A 15,696-nucleotide genomic window follows, 5' to 3' on the forward strand; every position below is an offset into this window, starting at 1 on the left:
GAGCATTTCCAGCAAAAGTGCGGAGCGGTTTTGCGCAGGATAATGCGTAAAAGCTCTAATGGCGGAAGTGACGCATCCCCGTCATGACCATGGCGATGCCATGTTCGTCGGCAGCGGCGATCACTTCATCGTCCCGCATGGAACCTCCCGGCTGGATGACCGCGGTTGCACCGGCCTGAACGGCGGAAAGCAGACCGTCGGCAAACGGGAAGAACGCGTCGGAAGCGACCACGCAGCCCTTGGTGAGCGGTTCTGCAAGACCGGCGGCTTCTGCTGCGTCTTCAGCCTTGCGGGCTGCGATGCGGGCTGAATCCACGCGGCTCATCTGGCCTGCACCGATGCCGACCGTTGCACCGTCCTTCACATAGACGATGGCGTTCGACTTCACATGCTTGCCGACGCGGAAGGCGAATTTCATATCGTTGAGTTCGGCTTCGGTCGGCGCACGTTTGGTGACGACCTTGAGATCGAGATCGTCGACCACACCATTGTCGCGCGACTGGACCAGCAAACCACCGGCAACTGTCTTGGCGGCAATGCCCTTGGCGCGCGGGTCCGGTAGGCCGCCGGTGACGAGCAGACGGAGGTTCTTCTTGGCAGCAACGATGGCCTGTGCACCTTCGGTGGCATCCGGAGCGATAATGACTTCGGTGAAGATCTTTACGATCTCTTCAGCGGCTTCCTCATCGAGCGTTTTATTGAGCGCAACAATACCGCCGAACGCCGAAACCGGATCGCAGGCGAGTGCCTTTAAATAAGCTTCCTTGATGGTGGCTGCTTCTGCAACGCCGCAAGGATTGGCGTGCTTGATGATGGCGACGGCTGCGGTGCGGGCAGGATCGAATTCTGCGACGAGTTCGAAAGCCGCATCAGTGTCGTTGATGTTGTTGTAGGAGAGCTGCTTGCCCTGAAGCTGGGTCGCTGTGGCAACACCGGGGCGCTTCTCGCCAGTGAGATAAAAGCCAGCCGTCTGGTGCGGGTTTTCTCCGTAGCGCATGACGGAATGCAGCTTGCCTGCGACCGAGCGATAGACCGGAGTTTCTTCGTTGATCGCTTCGGCAAACCAGTTGGAAATGGCTGCGTCATAGGCTGCCGTGCGCGAGAAGGCCTTGGCGGCAAGCTTCTTGCGGAAGGCAAGCGGCAGGGAGCCCACATACTTTTCCAGTTCAGCGACGACGTCGGCATAGTCGGCAGGATCGACAACCGTGGCGACATAGGCGTGGTTCTTGGCCGAAGCGCGGATCATCGTGGGGCCACCAATGTCGATGTTTTCGACAGTGGTGTCGTAATCGCCGCCCTTGAAGCTGACTTCCTCGAACGGATAGAGATTGATGACGGCAAGATCGATGCCGCCGATGCCGTGTTCTTCCATGGCCGCGACGTGTTCCGGATCGTTGCGCACGGCGAGCAGGCCGCCATGGACTGCCGGATGCAGCGTCTTGACGCGTCCGTCCATGATTTCCGGGAAGCCGGTTACTTCGGATACATCCTTCACCGGAATGCCTTCGGCGGCAATCGACTTGGCGGTGCCGCCGGTCGAAAGGATTTCGACACCTTGCGCGTGAAGCGCTTTGGCGAAATCGATCAGGCCGGTTTTGTCTGAAACGGAAAGGAGGGCGCGGCGCACCCGATGAAGATCGGGAGCGGGAATATGCTTGGAGCTGACAGCCATAGGGAGTTGGTCTCTTCGTTGCTGAAACGGATGCGTTCAGGAAAGTGGACGGCTCGCCCTAACACAGGCGCGCCGAGAATCCTACCGCAAAAGGCCGGAAAAGAACGGTGAAGAGGTATTTCTTGCCCCGCATTCGGTCCCGTTGACCCTCGACCCTTCGAGACGGCGCTGCCGCGCCTCCCCAGGGTGAGGGGTTGAGAGCGGATTATACGTAACTGCCGAGTGCGACGCGGCTGAACTGCCAGTTCACTTCCGGCAATTCTGATGCCGGGAAGGAGAGCACGATCTGCTTCGATGTCACGGGGCCGCGGAAGCCCGCAAAGAAGATCGAATCTTCCAGTTGCGGCGCAACTTCAAAACAGGAGAAGACCCAGGTATCGTCGCGATCCGCCGACAGAACGATCAATCCGTTCTCATCGAAGGAAATATCGACCGACGGATGCAGATGGAAACGCACCGCGATATTGTCGCGTCCGTTCGCCTTCAACGGGCGGCCATCGCCGCGATAGAAGCGGTCTGCCCCCTGAATGACGCTGCCATTGTGCGACAGCACAAGGCGACGTTCGTGATAGATGCCGAACAGGCGCGCATAGCCGTCATGGCTGGCAACAAAGCCCTGCCGCCCCATTTCCTCGATCCGGTCACGCTGCACGCGGGTCGGGCCTGCAATGATCGGCGTGCCGATCATGTTGGAGAGACCCGCATTGAGGCTGAAGCGGCACGATGAGGTGTCGTTGATGGTGGCCGTGGAGTGCGCAGCCGTGGAACGACCTAATGGACGAAATTCCGGCGGACCGAAACGGTCAATACCGGAATTGACGATATAGCGCTGGCGCCCGGAGGACATTTCGAAGGCGAGACAACCGGCATGGGCATCCCGCGAAGCTGTGACCGGCGGCGGCAGTCCGGTATCGGCGATGATGGTGGTCGAACCCATCGAAAGCCGTTCATAGCCGGAATAGGGCGCATGGGTCAGCGGCGATCCAGCGGTCTCGTCATGCCTGAGAACCGAGATGATGCGTTCCGGCATGGTCGGGCCGACGCCGTTGAAAAGCGCAAGGCTGCCATCCTGATGGCGGAAGAAGCGCAGGGCCGGCAACATGCGCTCGACGGCTTCGATCAGCGCCTTGGGCGGGGCTTCCGTGCCATTGGCATAGGTCTGGCGGAGCGGCAGAAGATCGGCCAGCAGTTCCAGAACTGTAACGGGATTGCGCGAGATATGTCCGCCATCGGGCAGAATCTGGCGTTTCAGCTCGTACTCCAGATTGCGCCGGGCGGCGCGTGCCGTCGGTGGCGAAACAGGCAGAGCCAGAGCGGCGAATGCCAACGCGATACGGGCGCGCAACCGTTCCTCGCCATCATCCATGGCGGCGGCAACGGTGCGCAGATAACGCACCTGCATGGCGAGCGAGCGCATGAAGCGGCGATAGGCGGGAAGTTCGGCGCCTGACAGAATAAGGTTTGAATGCTGAAGCCAGGCGATGATGCGTTGGGCAGTGACTTCCGGTGACCAGGCGATGCCGCCGATCCGCTTGCCGAACATGCGCATCCAGTCATCGACGAGCGCGCGCGCATTAGCGGTTGCCAGTTCGCTATTGGCACTTTTCAGATGACGGAGCCAGCCGAAACTCTGAAGCGCTGCTTCCCATTCCGGCGTCGGCGGTTCGACGGCGAAAGGCGACAATCCGCCGGTTTCGACCAGACGACCGGCCAGCGCAAAACGGCCGTGATAGAATTCCTGTGCCAATTGCGCGTCGGCAACGCGCAGGTCGGGCGGAGCGATCAGGATACGATCCGGGGTGAAGCCGGTGAAGCGCCAGCGATAAAGCGGCCCCATGCGCAGACGGCGGCTGAACTTGCGCCAAGCCTGTGCAACGGCCAATCCCCAAAGATGTGGGGTTTCGCTGAGGGCGACTGCCACCCGGTCTTTCTCCGTATCGTTTGTCATTATTGTTTGGCCAGATCGAACAGCCAGTTCCTTTGATACAATTGTACAGAAATGGTGAATCGAGCGTTAACCATAACGGGTATCGCGACCCGTTATGGCAAATTATACGATTTGTTTGCTTATATCCGGTCTCAGGCCCGGCGCTTGAAGCGGGCCGCGAAGAAACCGTCCATGCCAGCCATGTGCGGATTGCCTTCAAAACGATCCGGCGGCAGGTCTGCCGGGGTGGATCGCAGAAAGCCTTCTGCTGTGACCAGTCCTTCCAGAAGCCCGTTCAGACTGGGGAAATCCTGCTCCGTGATCGGGAAAGGTTCCAGCAACAGATTTTCCGCTGCCTTGCGCGCCATTTCCTCGCCTTCGAGCGGGTGCAGCGAACAATTGGAAAAGACGATTACGCCGCCGGGTTTGACCAGAGTAGCCGTGTGCGCCAAAAGTTTGCCCTGAAGTTCGGCAAGCTTTGCTATGTCCTGCGGCGTCTTGGTCCAAGGCACGTCTGGATGACGGCGCACAGTGCCGGTGGAAGAGCAGGGCGCATCCAGAAGCACGGCGTCGAACAGTTCCTCCGGCTGGAAATCCATCAGATTGGTGGCAACGGTCTTCGCCTCGAAACCGAGACGTTCCAGATTGCCGCGCAGGCGCTTCAGCCGGTTTTCGGAAAGGTCGAGCGCGGTCACGTCGGCGCCCTGAAGTATGAGCTGCGCCGTCTTGCCGCCAGGGGCAGCGCACAGGTCGGCAACCCGTTTGCCCTTGATATCACCCATCAGGCGTGCAGGCAGGCTCGCGGCCACATCCTGCACCCACCAGTCCCCCTCGGCAAAGCCGGGCAGGTCGGTAAGATTGCCTTCGACCGTTTGCAGGCGCACCGAACCGTTGGGCAGCGCGACACCACCGAGCTTTTCGGCCCATGCCTTTGCGTCACCCTTGACGGTGAAATCGATCGGCGGCTCATAGGCATGCATGGCAAGAATGGCTGCTGCTTTTTCCGCGCCATAGGCGTCGGTGATGCTTTTGGCAAACCACTCCGGCACGTTGGTTTCGGGCTCAAGCGTGTGGGCGAGAGCACGTTCCTTGTTACGCGAAAGTCGACGCAGCAGCGCATTGACGAGACCAGCATATTTGCGATTGCGCGGATCATTGTTCGCCGCTTCCACCGCAAGATCGACCGCCGAATGATCGGGCAGGTTCAGATAGAAAATCTGGGCGATGGCGACATGCAGAAGATGTTTCAACGCTAGGGCATTTTCCGGCAATGGCCGGTCGAGCCGCTTGTTGATGGCGCGTTCGATGCTGCCGCGATTGCGGAGCGCAGAGCCGAGAATGGCGCGAACCAGCGCGCGGTCGCGCGGCTCCAGCGCCAGATATTGCGGATGGCCGTGCGTATTGTCGGTCAGGCCGTCGAGCGAGGTGTTCTTTTCGATCACCGCACCGAGAAGGCGTGCAGCACACAAACGCGCCGCCAGACCGGGGCGCAGGTCTGCGGCGCTGTTATTCGTTTGCGGCTTTTTATTTCCACGCTTTGGCGCGGGCTTTTTATCGTTCACACTGTTCAACTTTATTTATGACCACGGTCCGCGAAAACCCGAACCGCCATTGCTGTTACCGCCTGCATTACCCCATGGACCACTGCTTTGGGAAGGGGCAGCGGCACGCGGTGCCATTCCAGCCGAGCGGATGCCCATTTCGGCAGCCATCTGTTCAAGTGCGGCGATGCGGTTATCGGTATCAGGGTGTGTGGAGAAAAGATTGTCTGCGCCACGTCCGCTCAAAGGATTGATGATGAACATATGCGCGGTTGCCGGATTGTGTTCGGCTTCCTCGTTCGGGATGGCCTTGGCGCCGCGCGCGATTTTGCCCAGCGCCGAGGACAGCCACAGCGGATTGCCGCAGATTTCCGCGCCGCGCTTGTCGGCGGCATATTCGCGGGTGCGGCTGATAGCCATCTGCACGATCATTGCGGCGAAGGGCGCGACGATCATGGCAAGAATGGTGCCGACCACGCCCATGATGCCGTTGCCGTTCTCGCGGTTTCCGCCTAGGAAGAAGGCGAAATTGCCGAGCATGGATATGGCACCGGCAAGTGTTGCGACGATGGTCATGGTCAGTGTGTCGCGGTTCTGGACGTGCGCCAGCTCGTGCGCCATCACGCCTGCGACTTCTTCCGGCGTCAGGCGGTGGAGGAGGCCAGTCGTGGCTGCAACGGCAGCATTTTCGGGGTTGCGGCCTGTGGCAAAAGCGTTCGGCTGGTCTTCGTGGATAACGTAGACCTTCGGCATCGGAATGCCCGCATTGGCGGCCAGCCCGCTCACCATGCGGTAATAATCCGGCGCGCTGCGCTCATCCACTTCCTGCGCATTGTACATGCGAAGCACCATCTTGTCGGAGTTCCAGTAACCGAACAGGTTCATGGCGACTGCAATCACAAGCGCAATCATCATGCCGCCGCCGCCGCCCAGCAAATAGCCGATGCTCATGAACATGACCGTCATGAGGGCGATCAGCATGGCAGTTTTCGTCATATTCATCCGCGGCGGTCTCCAAATCTTAGGTTACATGACCCGCAAGGGTTTTGCACGGTAAGCCTTTCTGCCTATATGATGGGTATGAACAGGCTTTGCTTCAATGTTCGAAGTAAAAACCGAGAACGGGATTGTGACCGATGAGCGAAAAAACCGAAAGCCCGCAAAACGTTGACAAGCGCACGTTCGAAGACCTACCGCCTGCTGCTCAGCGCGCATTGAAGGAAGCCGAAGCGCGTCGCGCTGCCGAAAAGGCAAACGAAGCGCCCCGCGAAATCGGTGGTCGCGGCGGCAAGGACCCCGCCCGTTTCGGCGATTGGGAGATCAAGGGGCGGTCGATCGATTTCTAATAGGCTTGGGATATTGTCGCCTTGGTGGCCTGCAAATCGCGCTCTTCTGCGCTTCCGGTGCTCATGTACTTTAAGTACACTCCGCTCCGGTTCTCGAAGATCACGATTTTCGGCGTGCAGAACGAAAATCCCACCAAACTTGGGTGCCTTCTCAGGCAGCGTCGAAAAAAAGCCCCGGGAAACCGGGGCTTTTTATTATTTCTTGTTCTGGCGATTTTCGATCAGGTCGTCCACGACGCCCGGATCGGCTAGGGTCGAGGTATCGCCCAGTGCGCCGAACTCGTCTTCGGCGATCTTGCGCAGGATGCGGCGCATGATCTTGCCCGAGCGGGTTTTCGGCAGGCCCGGCGAGAACTGGATCTTGTCCGGCGTGGCGATAGGGCCGATCTCCTTGCGCACGTGCTGGGTCAGCTCCTTGCGCAGGGCATCTTCGTCCTGAACTGCTTCGCCGGTCATCAGCGTGACATAGCAATAGATGCCCTGTCCCTTGATCGGATGCGGATAGCCCACAACGGCGGCTTCTGAAACCGAGTGATGCGAGACGAGTGCCGATTCGATTTCCGCCGTGCCGAGGCGATGGCCGGAAATGTTGAGCACGTCATCGACGCGGCCCGTGATCCAGTAGTAACCGTCTTCGTCGCGACGGCAGCCGTCGCCGGTAAAGTACTTGCCCTTATAGGTCGAGAAGTAGGCTTCGATGAAGCGCTTGTGATCGCCGTAAAGCGTGCGCATCTGACCCGGCCAGCTGTCGATGATGCAGAGATTACCGTCCACGGCACCTTCAATGATAACGCCTTCATTATCGACCAGTTCCGGCTTGATACCGAAGAACGGACGCGTTGCAGAGCCTGGCTTCAGGTCTGTCGCGCCGGGCAGCGGGGTGATGAGAATACCGCCGGTTTCCGTCTGCCACCATGTATCGACAATCGGCGACCGCTGGTCACCAACGACGTTGTAATACCATTCCCAGGCTTCCGGATTGATCGGCTCGCCAACCGAACCGAGCAGGCGCAGCGTCGAGCGCGACGAGCGGGTGACGAATTCATCGCCGGCGCCCATCAGGGCGCGGATGGCCGTAGGCGCAGTGTAGAAGATGTTGACGTGATGCTTGTCGACGACTTCCCAGAAACGTCCTTGATCGGGGAAGTTGGGCACACCCTCGAACATCAACGTCGTCGCGCCATTGGCGAGCGGGCCGTAGACGATATAGGAGTGACCTGTCACCCAGCCCACATCCGCCGTGCACCAGTAGATGTCGCCGTCATGATAGTCGAAGACATATTGATGCGTCATCGATGCATAGACGAGATAGCCGCCGGTTGTGTGCAGCACGCCCTTCGGCTTGCCGGTGGAGCCGGAGGTGTAGAGGATGAAGAGCGGGTCTTCCGCATTCATCGGTTCGGGATCGCAGGTCGGTTCGACGCTAGCAACTTCCTGATGGTACCAGAGATCGCGGCCCGGTCCCCAGCTCACCTTGCCGCCGGTGCGGCGCACGGTAAGAACCTTGTTGACCATGACATATTGCTTGGCTGCAATGTCGATGGCGGTATCGGTGTTTTCCTTCAGCGGAACAGGTTTGCCGCCGCGCACGCCTTCATCGGCCGTGATGACGAAAGTGGATTCGCAGTCGACGATGCGACCGGCAAGTGCTTCCGGCGAGAAACCGGCGAAGACGACGGAATGCACAGCGCCGATGCGCGCGCAGGCCAGCATCGCATAAGCCGCTTCCGGGATCATCGGCAGATAGATCGTGACGCGGTCGCCCTTCTTAACGCCGTGCTTCTTCAGCACATTGGCGAGGCGGCAGACATTCTCATGCAATTCGCGATAGGTGATCTTCTTGTCGATATAGGGATTGTCGCCTTCCCAGATGATCGCAACCTGATCACCACGGCTCTTCAGGTGGCGGTCGATACAGTTATAGGAAACGTTGGTAACGCCGTCCTCATACCATTTGATGGATACGTCGCCGTTGAAATCGGTGTTCTTGACCTTGGTGAAGGGCTTGAACCAGTCGATGCGCCGTCCGTGCTTTGCCCAAAAGCTGTCCGGGTCGCTCACGCTTTCCTGATACCATTCGAGATAGGTTGCGTTGTCGATGAGCGTGTTTCTCTTTGCCTCGGCAAGGACCGGGTAAAGCTTTTCCGACATGATTTCCTCCTTCAGCATTCCGCGAGCCGGACGATATCCCGCTCGTATAAATGCACCCAAAAACTGACCGGCACCTCCCGCCGGATGAGACGGTCCACCGTGAAAGGCGAGACCATCGGGTGCCCTGTCTACCTTCCATTGCGGGCAAGGTAAATTAGACAATCGGCGCGTCCATGATCCACAATGACGCATCGTTAGAAATAGCAACTGGCAGCACTCGCTGTCGAATGGTGCTAATATATTGTTTTTACAGTTTAAAAACCATTTGAAGTGATTATCTCCTATTCAGGAGCCTGACAATAAGGCTCTTCACAAAAAGGGGAAATCGCCATGACGACGTCCACTTTGAACGCAAAGTCAGCCTTCGAACTCCAGCTCGCCGGTTATGGTCTGACCACGGCGAAAGTTTTCTACCACTTGCCTGATCACCCGCATCTGCTGCAGCTTTTCGTCTGGCAGGATTATGACCTCGCGCCCGATTTTCCCGTTCTCAATCATTTCATCGAATTCTGGAATCGGGAGATCGACGGGCCGTTGCATTCGGTCAGCTACACGCATTTCCGGCTGCTTGGCCCCTCGGACTGGACGAATGTGCAGGGCGAGATCGTCCTGCACTGAAAGCGATCAGTTGGGAGACGGATTGGTCCTGCCGCCGAAGATGGCCGAGCCGACACGCACAGATGTCGCGCCGAAACCGATGGCGGTTTCATAATCGCCCGACATGCCCATGGAGAGCTTTTCGACCTGTGCCTCGCGGGCGAGCTTTTCCAGAAGCGCGAAATGCGGTCCCGGATTTTCATCCGCAGGCGGGATGCACATCAGCCCCTCAATGGCGAGGCCATGTTCCTTGCGGCAGCGCTCGACAAAGGCGACAGCTTCCTTCGGCGCAATGCCGGCTTTCTGTTCTTCAAGTCCGGTATTCACCTGCACGTAGAGCTTTGGGGCCTTGTTCTGCTTTTTGATCTCGACGGCCAAGGCGGCTGCGATCTTTTCACGGTCGACGGTTTCGATGACATCGAAGAGGGCGACGGCATCGGCGGCCTTGTTGGATTGCAGCGGGCCGATGAGATGCAGTTCGATGCCGGAATAATCGTCGCGCAGTCCCGGCCATTTGGCTTGTGCTTCCTGCACGCGGTTTTCACCGAAGACGCGCTGGCCTGCGTCGAGGACCGGGCGAATTTCTTCGGCATCGAAGGTTTTCGATACGGCGACGAGCGTCACGGAAGCCTTGTCGCGCTGTGCTTCCTCTTCGGCATTGGCGATTGCGGCCTTGACCGTGTTCAGGTTCGCTACGATATCTGACATGAAACTCTCGCTTTCAGGCTTTTCATCCGCAAAAGGTTGACGCTTTCGCCAATACGTGGTGAAGGTCGCCATTAAACATCGACTCTCCTTATTGCATCACCTTCGTACGAGTAAATACGGTCATGGCAGCCGAACGTTATAATCCGCGCGTGGCGGAAGCTCATTGGCAGAAAGTCTGGGAAGAAGACCGGACCTTCGAAACCGACAATAGCGACATCCGCGAGAAATATTATGTGCTCGAGATGTTCCCCTATCCATCGGGGCGCATCCATATGGGCCATGTGCGCAACTATGCGATGGGTGACGTTGTCGCCCGTTACAAGCGCGCCAAGGGTTTCAACGTGCTTCATCCGATGGGATGGGACGCGTTTGGCATGCCTGCGGAAAATGCGGCGATGCAGAACAAGGTGCATCCGAAGGAATGGACCTATCAGAACATCGCCACGATGCGCAGCCAGCTCAAATCGATGGGGCTTTCGCTCGACTGGGCACGTGAATTCGCGACCTGCGATGTGGAATATTATCATCGCCAGCAGATGCTGTTCATCGACCTTTTTGAAAAGGGTCTGGTGACGCGCAAGACCTCCAAGGTCAACTGGGATCCGGTCGACAACACCGTGCTTGCCAACGAGCAGGTGGTGGATGGTCGCGGCTGGCGTTCGGGCGCGCTGGTCGAACAGCGCGAGTTGACGCAGTGGTTTTTCAAGATCACGGATTTCAGCGAGGAATTGCTGGCCGGTCTCGATACGCTCGACCAGTGGCCGGAAAAGGTTCGCCTGATGCAGCGCAACTGGATCGGCAAGTCGGAAGGCCTGCAGGTCCGCTTCGCGCTGGACGGCAATACCGCGCCTGCCGGTTTCTCGGAAATCGAGGTCTATACGACCCGTCCGGACACGCTGTTCGGTGCGGCTTTCGTGGCGATCTCCGCAGATCATCCGCTGGCGAAGAAACTGGCCGACGACAATGCTTCGCTCACCGGCTTCATCGAGGAATGCCATCAGCACGGCACGTCGCTGGCGGCGCTGGAAACGGCTGAGAAGAAGGGCTTCGACACGGGCGTGAAAGTCCGGCACCCGTTCGACGAGAACTGGGAACTGCCGGTCTATGTCGCCAATTTCGTCCTGATGGAATATGGCACGGGCGCGGTATTCGGCTGTCCGGCGCATGATCAGCGCGACCTGGATTTCGCCAACAAGTACAAATTGAAGGTTACACCTGTCGTTCTGCCAAAGGGCGAGGATGCGGCAGGCTTCAGCATCGGCGAAACGGCCTATACCGACGATGGCGTGATGATCAACTCACGCTTCCTCGACGGCATGACGCCGGAAGCGGCCTTCAATGAGGTGGCGAATCGTCTGGAACAGACCAGTCTCGGCAACAGCCCGCAGGCAAGCCGCAAGGTGCAGTTCCGTCTGCGCGACTGGGGCATTTCGCGCCAGCGCTATTGGGGTTGCCCGATCCCGATGATCCATTGCGAAAGCTGTGGCGTCAATCCGGTGCTGCGCGCCGATTTGCCGGTCAAGCTGCCGGACGATGTCGAGTTCGACCGTCCGGGCAATCCGCTCGACCGTCATGCAACATGGCGCCATGTAAAATGTCCGAAATGCGGTGCCGATGCGCGTCGTGAAACCGATACGATGGACACGTTCGTCGATTCGTCCTGGTACTATGCGCGCTTTACGGCACCATGGGAAAACGAACCGACCGACCGCAAGGTCGCCGATCACTGGCTGCCGGTCGATCAGTATATCGGCGGTATCGAACACGCGATCCTGCATTTGCTCTATTCGCGTTTCTTCACCCGCGCGATGAAGGTGGCCGGTCACGTCGGCATCGACGAGCCGTTCAAGGGCCTGTTTACGCAGGGCATGGTGGTGCACGAAACCTACAAGGCCAACGGCCAGTGGGTGGCACCTGCCGACATTCGCATCGAGGAAACCGACGGCAAGCGCAGCGCGACCTTGCTCTCGTCCGGTGAGCCGGTGGAAATCGGTTCCATCGAGAAGATGTCGAAGTCGAAGAAGAATGTTGTTGATCCGGATGACATTATTGCTTCCTACGGTGCTGATACGGCGCGCTGGTTCATGCTGTCTGATTCGCCACCCGAGCGTGACGTGATCTGGACGGAAGCCGGTGCCGAAGGCGCCCATCGTTTTGTGCAGCGCGTCTGGCGTCTGGTGGCGGAAGCTGCCGAACATCTGAAGGACGTTGCGCCCAAGACCGGGACGCAGGGTGAAGCCCTTGTCGTCTCCAAGGCTGCGCACAAGGCGGTCAAGGCTGTCGGTGACGATATCGAGAAGCTCGCCTTCAACCGTGGCGTTGCCCGTCTTTATGAGCTGGTCAACACGGCTGCTGCATCCCTGCAGCAGGTGGCTTCTGGCAATGCGGATGACGAGTTGAAGAGTGCCGTCCGTGACGTCACCGAAAAGCTCATCCTGATGCTGGCGCCGATGATGCCGCATCTGGCTGAACAGTGCCTGGCCGTACTTGGCGGCAAGATTGCCGGTCGTGAAACGCTGGTTGCCCGCAGTGCCTGGCCGGAATTCGATCCGGCAATGGTGGTGGAAAACGAGATCGTTATGCCGGTGCAGATCAACGGCAAGAAGCGTGGGGATTTGACAATCGCCCGCGACGCTGATCAAGCTAGCATCCAGCAGGCGGTGCTCGAACTTGACTTCGTCAAGGCTGCGCTCAACGGGAGCTCGCCGAAGAAGGTTATCGTGGTGCCGCAAAGGATCGTCAATGTCGTTGCCTGACCGCTTTTTCTCCGCAATCAAAGCCTTCCGGGTTGCGTTTTTCGCACTCGGGGCCGCGGTTCTGATGGCTGGATGCACCGTGCAGCCGCTTTACTCTTCCGGCGCTGGGGCCGGTGGAACCATAGGCGGCAGCGTGACGCCGGACATGCGCACCAAGCTTGCTTCGGTGGCCATCGATCCGGCCGGCGATGTGTTTCAGCAGCAGGTCCGCAATCGCCTGATCTTCCTGCTTGGCGGTGGTGCCGGTGAACCGGCCAACCCGACCTATCGGCTTGGTCTTGGCCTGAGCAGCAATACGATCTCCGCGGTGAGTGTGGATATTGGCGATCAGACCGACCGTACAGGCCGTCCATCGGCTGGTATCGTCAAGGCAACGTCGAACTTCGTGTTGCGTGACAAGGACGGCAAGCCGCTTGCCGCAGGCACCCGCACGGTTGGCGCTTCCTTCGACCGTCCGCGTCAGGAGTTCGCAAACCTTCGCGCTGAACGCGATGCGCGCAAGCGCGCTGCCGAAGAACTTGCCGAACAGGTGTTCCTCGCTCTGGCGCAGAAATTGTCGAAGCTCTGATCGGGCTTCGACCTGACATCGAAAAGCGGTGCCGCAAGGTGCCGCTTTTTTTTGTTTTAGATACTAGAAAAATTGCAGTAAATTCAGAAGGGTAACATTGCTGTGCCTTGCCAACATTTATGTGTCTTCTTGTTTTTCATGAAGTGATTGGCAACCTGAATGCTTCTGCGGGCGCATGATGCGTCCGCTGGTTCAAACCAGTTTTTACAGGAGTAGTTGGATGAAGCGGTTTTCCACGACGATGGGCAGTCTCGCGATTTTGGCGGGGCTGGCGGTTGCCGGTCCTGCGATGGCACAGGAAAAGACAGCGCCGTTGCAATGGCAATACTTCCAAGCGGATGAGAATGGCTTCAATCGTACGCCTGTCCTTCTGACCGGAGACAAGGAAGCCATCCTGCTCGATGGCGGCTTCACGCTTTCGGACGGCAAGGCGGTTGCCGAGAAGATCAAGGAAACGGGCAAGAAGCTGACCATGATCTATGTGAGCCAGAGCGATCCGGATTATTATTTCAGCCTTGGCCCGATCAAGGCCGCCTTTCCTGATGCGCGCATCATCGCAGCCCCTGAAACTGTCGATGCGATCAAGGGCAATATCGAGGCGAAACTGAAGGTCTGGGGTCCGCAACTCAAGGACAATGGCCCGCAGAAACTGTCGGATGTCGTTATTCCCGAAGCTTCCGATGTGAAGGCGCTGGAGCTTGAGGGCAATGAGATTGAAATCGTTCCCGCCGAAGGCATGACGAACAGGCGTTATCTCTGGGTGCCTTCATTGAAGGCGGTGTTTGGCGGTGTTCTGATAACGGCAGGCGAGCATATCTGGCTTGCCGATACGCCCGATCTTGCCCAGCGTGAGGCCTGGATCAGAAATCTCGATACGATTGCTGCACGCAATCCTGAAGTGGTTGTTCCGGCGCATATGAAGCCCGGTTCGGCGACGGATGTTTCGGCGGTCAAATTCACCCGTGATTATATCGCGGCCTTCGACGAGGAAGCGGCGAAAGCCAAGGATAGCAGCGAACTGATCGCAGCAATGAAGAAGCGTTATCCTGATCTTGGCGGTGAAAGCAGTCTGGAACTCGGTGCAAAGGTCATCAAGGGCGAGATGAAGTGGGAATAAGCTGGAGAATTTCCAGCAAAAGTGCGAAGCGGTTTTGCGTAGGATAATGCGTAAAAACAAAAAGATAGAGTATTTCCAACGATTAAATTTAAACTGGAAATGCTCTAGTCTCAAATTGACAGGAGGCTATAAAGGCGGTGTGTGTTTCACACCGCCTTTTCATTTGCAGGGGCCCGATCAAACCATGCGTCTCGTTTCGTTTTCTGCCAAAGGCTATCGGTCGCTGCGTTCCGTCCGGTTTGATCTCGGACAGGTGACGGTTTTCGTTGGCGAGAACGGTGCCGGAAAATCTAACCTCTATCGGGCGTTGCAACTGGTGAAGGCGGCGGCGGAGGGCAATCTCTCTACTGAAGTGGTACGCGAAGGCGGGATGCAATCGGCCATGTGGAGCGGCAATCGCCGTAAGCACGAATCGGCGCGCATCATTCTGGAAGCGGATTTTGAAGACGAGCGGCTCGCCTCGCGTCTTTCCTATCGTGTCGAGGCAGGTCTGCCGCCGCCGGTTTCCGGCGCCTTTCCCTTCGAGCCGCAGATCAAGGAAGAACAGCTCAATCTCGATACCGGTCGTCGCCCCGTGGATCTGATGGATCGGCGCGGACCTGCGGTTTTCGCGCTGGACGGGAAAGGGCGGCGCATGGAGCACCCGGCACGCCTGCTGACTTCGGAAAGCGGGTTGGCAGTGCTTGGGCAATCCGGTCATTATCCAGAGATAGGCGATCTTTCCGCGCAGATACGTGGCTGGCGCTTTTACCACGGTTTTCGAAGCGACCGTGATGCGCCAGTGCGTCAGCCGTCCATAGCCGCAACCGCTGCGATGCTGGACGAGGACGGTGGCAATCTTGCCTCCGTCTTTGCCACGCTTGCCCATATCCGGCAGGATACGGTCGACCTTGATCGTCTGGTTGCCGACGCGCTGGGGGGGGCCAAGCTGGTCATTCCCTATCCGGAAGAAACGGCGACTTTTGGCCTGAATTTCCCGGCTTTCCCGCCGCGAACGTTTCGCCCCGGAGAACTGTCCGATGGACAGGTTCGCCTGCTGGCTCTGGCGGGTGCATTGCTCTCCTATCGCCTGCCGCCACTGATCGCGCTCAATGAGCCGGAGACGAGCCTGCATCCCGATATGATCCCGTCACTTGCCCGCATGATCGCGCAGGCATCTGAACGCAGCCAGATATGGGTGGTGACTCATTCAGCCGCGCTCGCCAGCGCGATTGCCGAACATTGCGGCGCAAGACCGATCCGGGTGAGCAAGCAGGACGGGGAAACGGTACTGGAATAAAAAAGGCGAGCCGATGGCCCGCCTTTTCATGTCT

General features: G+C 58.4%; 12 protein-coding genes. 6 read left to right on the forward strand and 6 right to left on the reverse strand.

The features are described from left to right. Window positions 1-55: 55 nt before the first annotated feature. The 4 genes from purH to htpX form a co-directional block, all read right to left on the reverse strand. Window positions 56-1,672, reverse strand: a complete 1,617-nt coding sequence (purH, locus tag AAE521_RS17895) for a bifunctional phosphoribosylaminoimidazolecarboxamide formyltransferase/IMP cyclohydrolase (RefSeq protein WP_342062066.1) — start codon at window positions 1,670-1,672, stop codon at window positions 56-58. 205 nt (window positions 1,673-1,877) lie between these two features. After that, entirely contained in the window at window positions 1,878-3,620 is a 1,743-nt protein-coding gene (locus AAE521_RS17900) for a heparinase II/III family protein (RefSeq protein WP_342062067.1), read from the reverse strand. A 131-nt stretch (window positions 3,621-3,751) separates the two neighbouring features. After that, on the reverse strand, window positions 3,752-5,161 hold the full coding sequence (locus AAE521_RS17905) for an RsmB/NOP family class I SAM-dependent RNA methyltransferase (RefSeq protein WP_342062068.1): 1,410 nt from the start codon (window positions 5,159-5,161) through the stop codon (window positions 3,752-3,754). A gap of 15 nt (window positions 5,162-5,176) precedes the next feature. Beyond that, complete coding sequence (gene htpX, locus AAE521_RS17910) at window positions 5,177-6,142, reverse strand: zinc metalloprotease HtpX (protein WP_342062069.1); 966 nt, start codon at window positions 6,140-6,142, stop codon at window positions 5,177-5,179. Window positions 6,143-6,276: 134 nt separating this feature from the next. Here htpX and AAE521_RS17915 point away from each other — a divergent pair, with 134 nt between their 5' ends. Continuing rightward, window positions 6,277-6,486, forward strand: coding sequence for a DUF1674 domain-containing protein (locus tag AAE521_RS17915; RefSeq protein WP_012091251.1), 210 nt, complete (start codon window positions 6,277-6,279; stop codon window positions 6,484-6,486). A 195-nt stretch (window positions 6,487-6,681) separates the two neighbouring features. On the opposite strand, the gene acs is transcribed toward AAE521_RS17915, so the two are convergent. Continuing rightward, window positions 6,682-8,637 carry an acetate--CoA ligase gene (acs, locus tag AAE521_RS17920; protein WP_342062070.1) on the reverse strand — a complete coding sequence of 652 codons (1,956 nt, stop codon included), beginning with the start codon at window positions 8,635-8,637 and terminating at the stop codon, window positions 6,682-6,684. A 330-nt stretch (window positions 8,638-8,967) separates the two neighbouring features. Here acs and AAE521_RS17925 point away from each other — a divergent pair, with 330 nt between their 5' ends. Next, window positions 8,968-9,255 carry an usg protein gene (locus tag AAE521_RS17925; protein ID WP_342062071.1) on the forward strand — a complete coding sequence of 96 codons (288 nt, stop codon included), beginning with the start codon at window positions 8,968-8,970 and terminating at the stop codon, window positions 9,253-9,255. Between the two features lie 6 nt (window positions 9,256-9,261). Here the strand turns inward: AAE521_RS17925 and AAE521_RS17930 are convergent, their stop codons facing one another. Further along, a complete protein-coding gene (locus AAE521_RS17930; protein ID WP_342062072.1) occupies window positions 9,262-9,942 on the reverse strand; it encodes a YggS family pyridoxal phosphate-dependent enzyme in 681 nt (226 codons plus the stop codon). A gap of 122 nt (window positions 9,943-10,064) precedes the next feature. On the opposite strand from AAE521_RS17930, the gene leuS reads away from it, so the two are divergent. The 4 genes from leuS (at window position 10,065) to AAE521_RS17950 (ending at window position 15,662) form a co-directional block, all read left to right on the forward strand. Then, entirely contained in the window at window positions 10,065-12,698 is a 2,634-nt protein-coding gene (leuS, locus tag AAE521_RS17935) for a leucine--tRNA ligase (RefSeq protein ID WP_342062073.1), read from the forward strand. Then, window positions 12,685-13,266 (forward strand): LPS assembly lipoprotein LptE, encoded by a 582-nt coding sequence (gene lptE, locus AAE521_RS17940; protein ID WP_010661475.1) that lies wholly within the window; start codon window positions 12,685-12,687, stop codon window positions 13,264-13,266. Before leuS ends, lptE begins: the two co-directional genes overlap by 14 nt. A gap of 220 nt (window positions 13,267-13,486) precedes the next feature. Then, window positions 13,487-14,383 carry an MBL fold metallo-hydrolase gene (locus AAE521_RS17945; RefSeq protein ID WP_342062074.1) on the forward strand — a complete coding sequence of 299 codons (897 nt, stop codon included), beginning with the start codon at window positions 13,487-13,489 and terminating at the stop codon, window positions 14,381-14,383. 184 nt (window positions 14,384-14,567) lie between these two features. After that, on the forward strand, window positions 14,568-15,662 hold the full coding sequence (locus tag AAE521_RS17950) for an AAA family ATPase (protein WP_342062075.1): 1,095 nt from the start codon (window positions 14,568-14,570) through the stop codon (window positions 15,660-15,662). Window positions 15,663-15,696 lie beyond the last annotated feature (34 nt).

It is taken from the genome of Brucella cytisi (assembly GCF_038433355.1).
GTDB lineage: Bacteria > Pseudomonadota > Alphaproteobacteria > Rhizobiales > Rhizobiaceae > Brucella > Brucella cytisi.

Coding starts and splice junctions, on each gene's coding strand:
- AAE521_RS17945 (WP_342062074.1), top strand. CDS start 13,487: ATGAAGCGGTTTTCCACGACGATGGGCAGTCTCGCGATTTTGGCGGGG.
- acs (WP_342062070.1), bottom strand. CDS start 8,637: ATGTCGGAAAAGCTTTACCCGGTCCTTGCCGAGGCAAAGAGAAACACG.
- htpX (WP_342062069.1), bottom strand. CDS start 6,142: ATGAATATGACGAAAACTGCCATGCTGATCGCCCTCATGACGGTCATG.
- AAE521_RS17925 (WP_342062071.1), top strand. CDS start 8,968: ATGACGACGTCCACTTTGAACGCAAAGTCAGCCTTCGAACTCCAGCTC.
- AAE521_RS17950 (WP_342062075.1), top strand. CDS start 14,568: ATGCGTCTCGTTTCGTTTTCTGCCAAAGGCTATCGGTCGCTGCGTTCC.
- purH (WP_342062066.1), bottom strand. CDS start 1,672: ATGGCTGTCAGCTCCAAGCATATTCCCGCTCCCGATCTTCATCGGGTG.
- lptE (WP_010661475.1), top strand. CDS start 12,685: ATGTCGTTGCCTGACCGCTTTTTCTCCGCAATCAAAGCCTTCCGGGTT.
- AAE521_RS17915 (WP_012091251.1), top strand. CDS start 6,277: ATGAGCGAAAAAACCGAAAGCCCGCAAAACGTTGACAAGCGCACGTTC.
- AAE521_RS17900 (WP_342062067.1), bottom strand. CDS start 3,620: ATGACAAACGATACGGAGAAAGACCGGGTGGCAGTCGCCCTCAGCGAA.
- leuS (WP_342062073.1), top strand. CDS start 10,065: ATGGCAGCCGAACGTTATAATCCGCGCGTGGCGGAAGCTCATTGGCAG.
- AAE521_RS17930 (WP_342062072.1), bottom strand. CDS start 9,942: ATGTCAGATATCGTAGCGAACCTGAACACGGTCAAGGCCGCAATCGCC.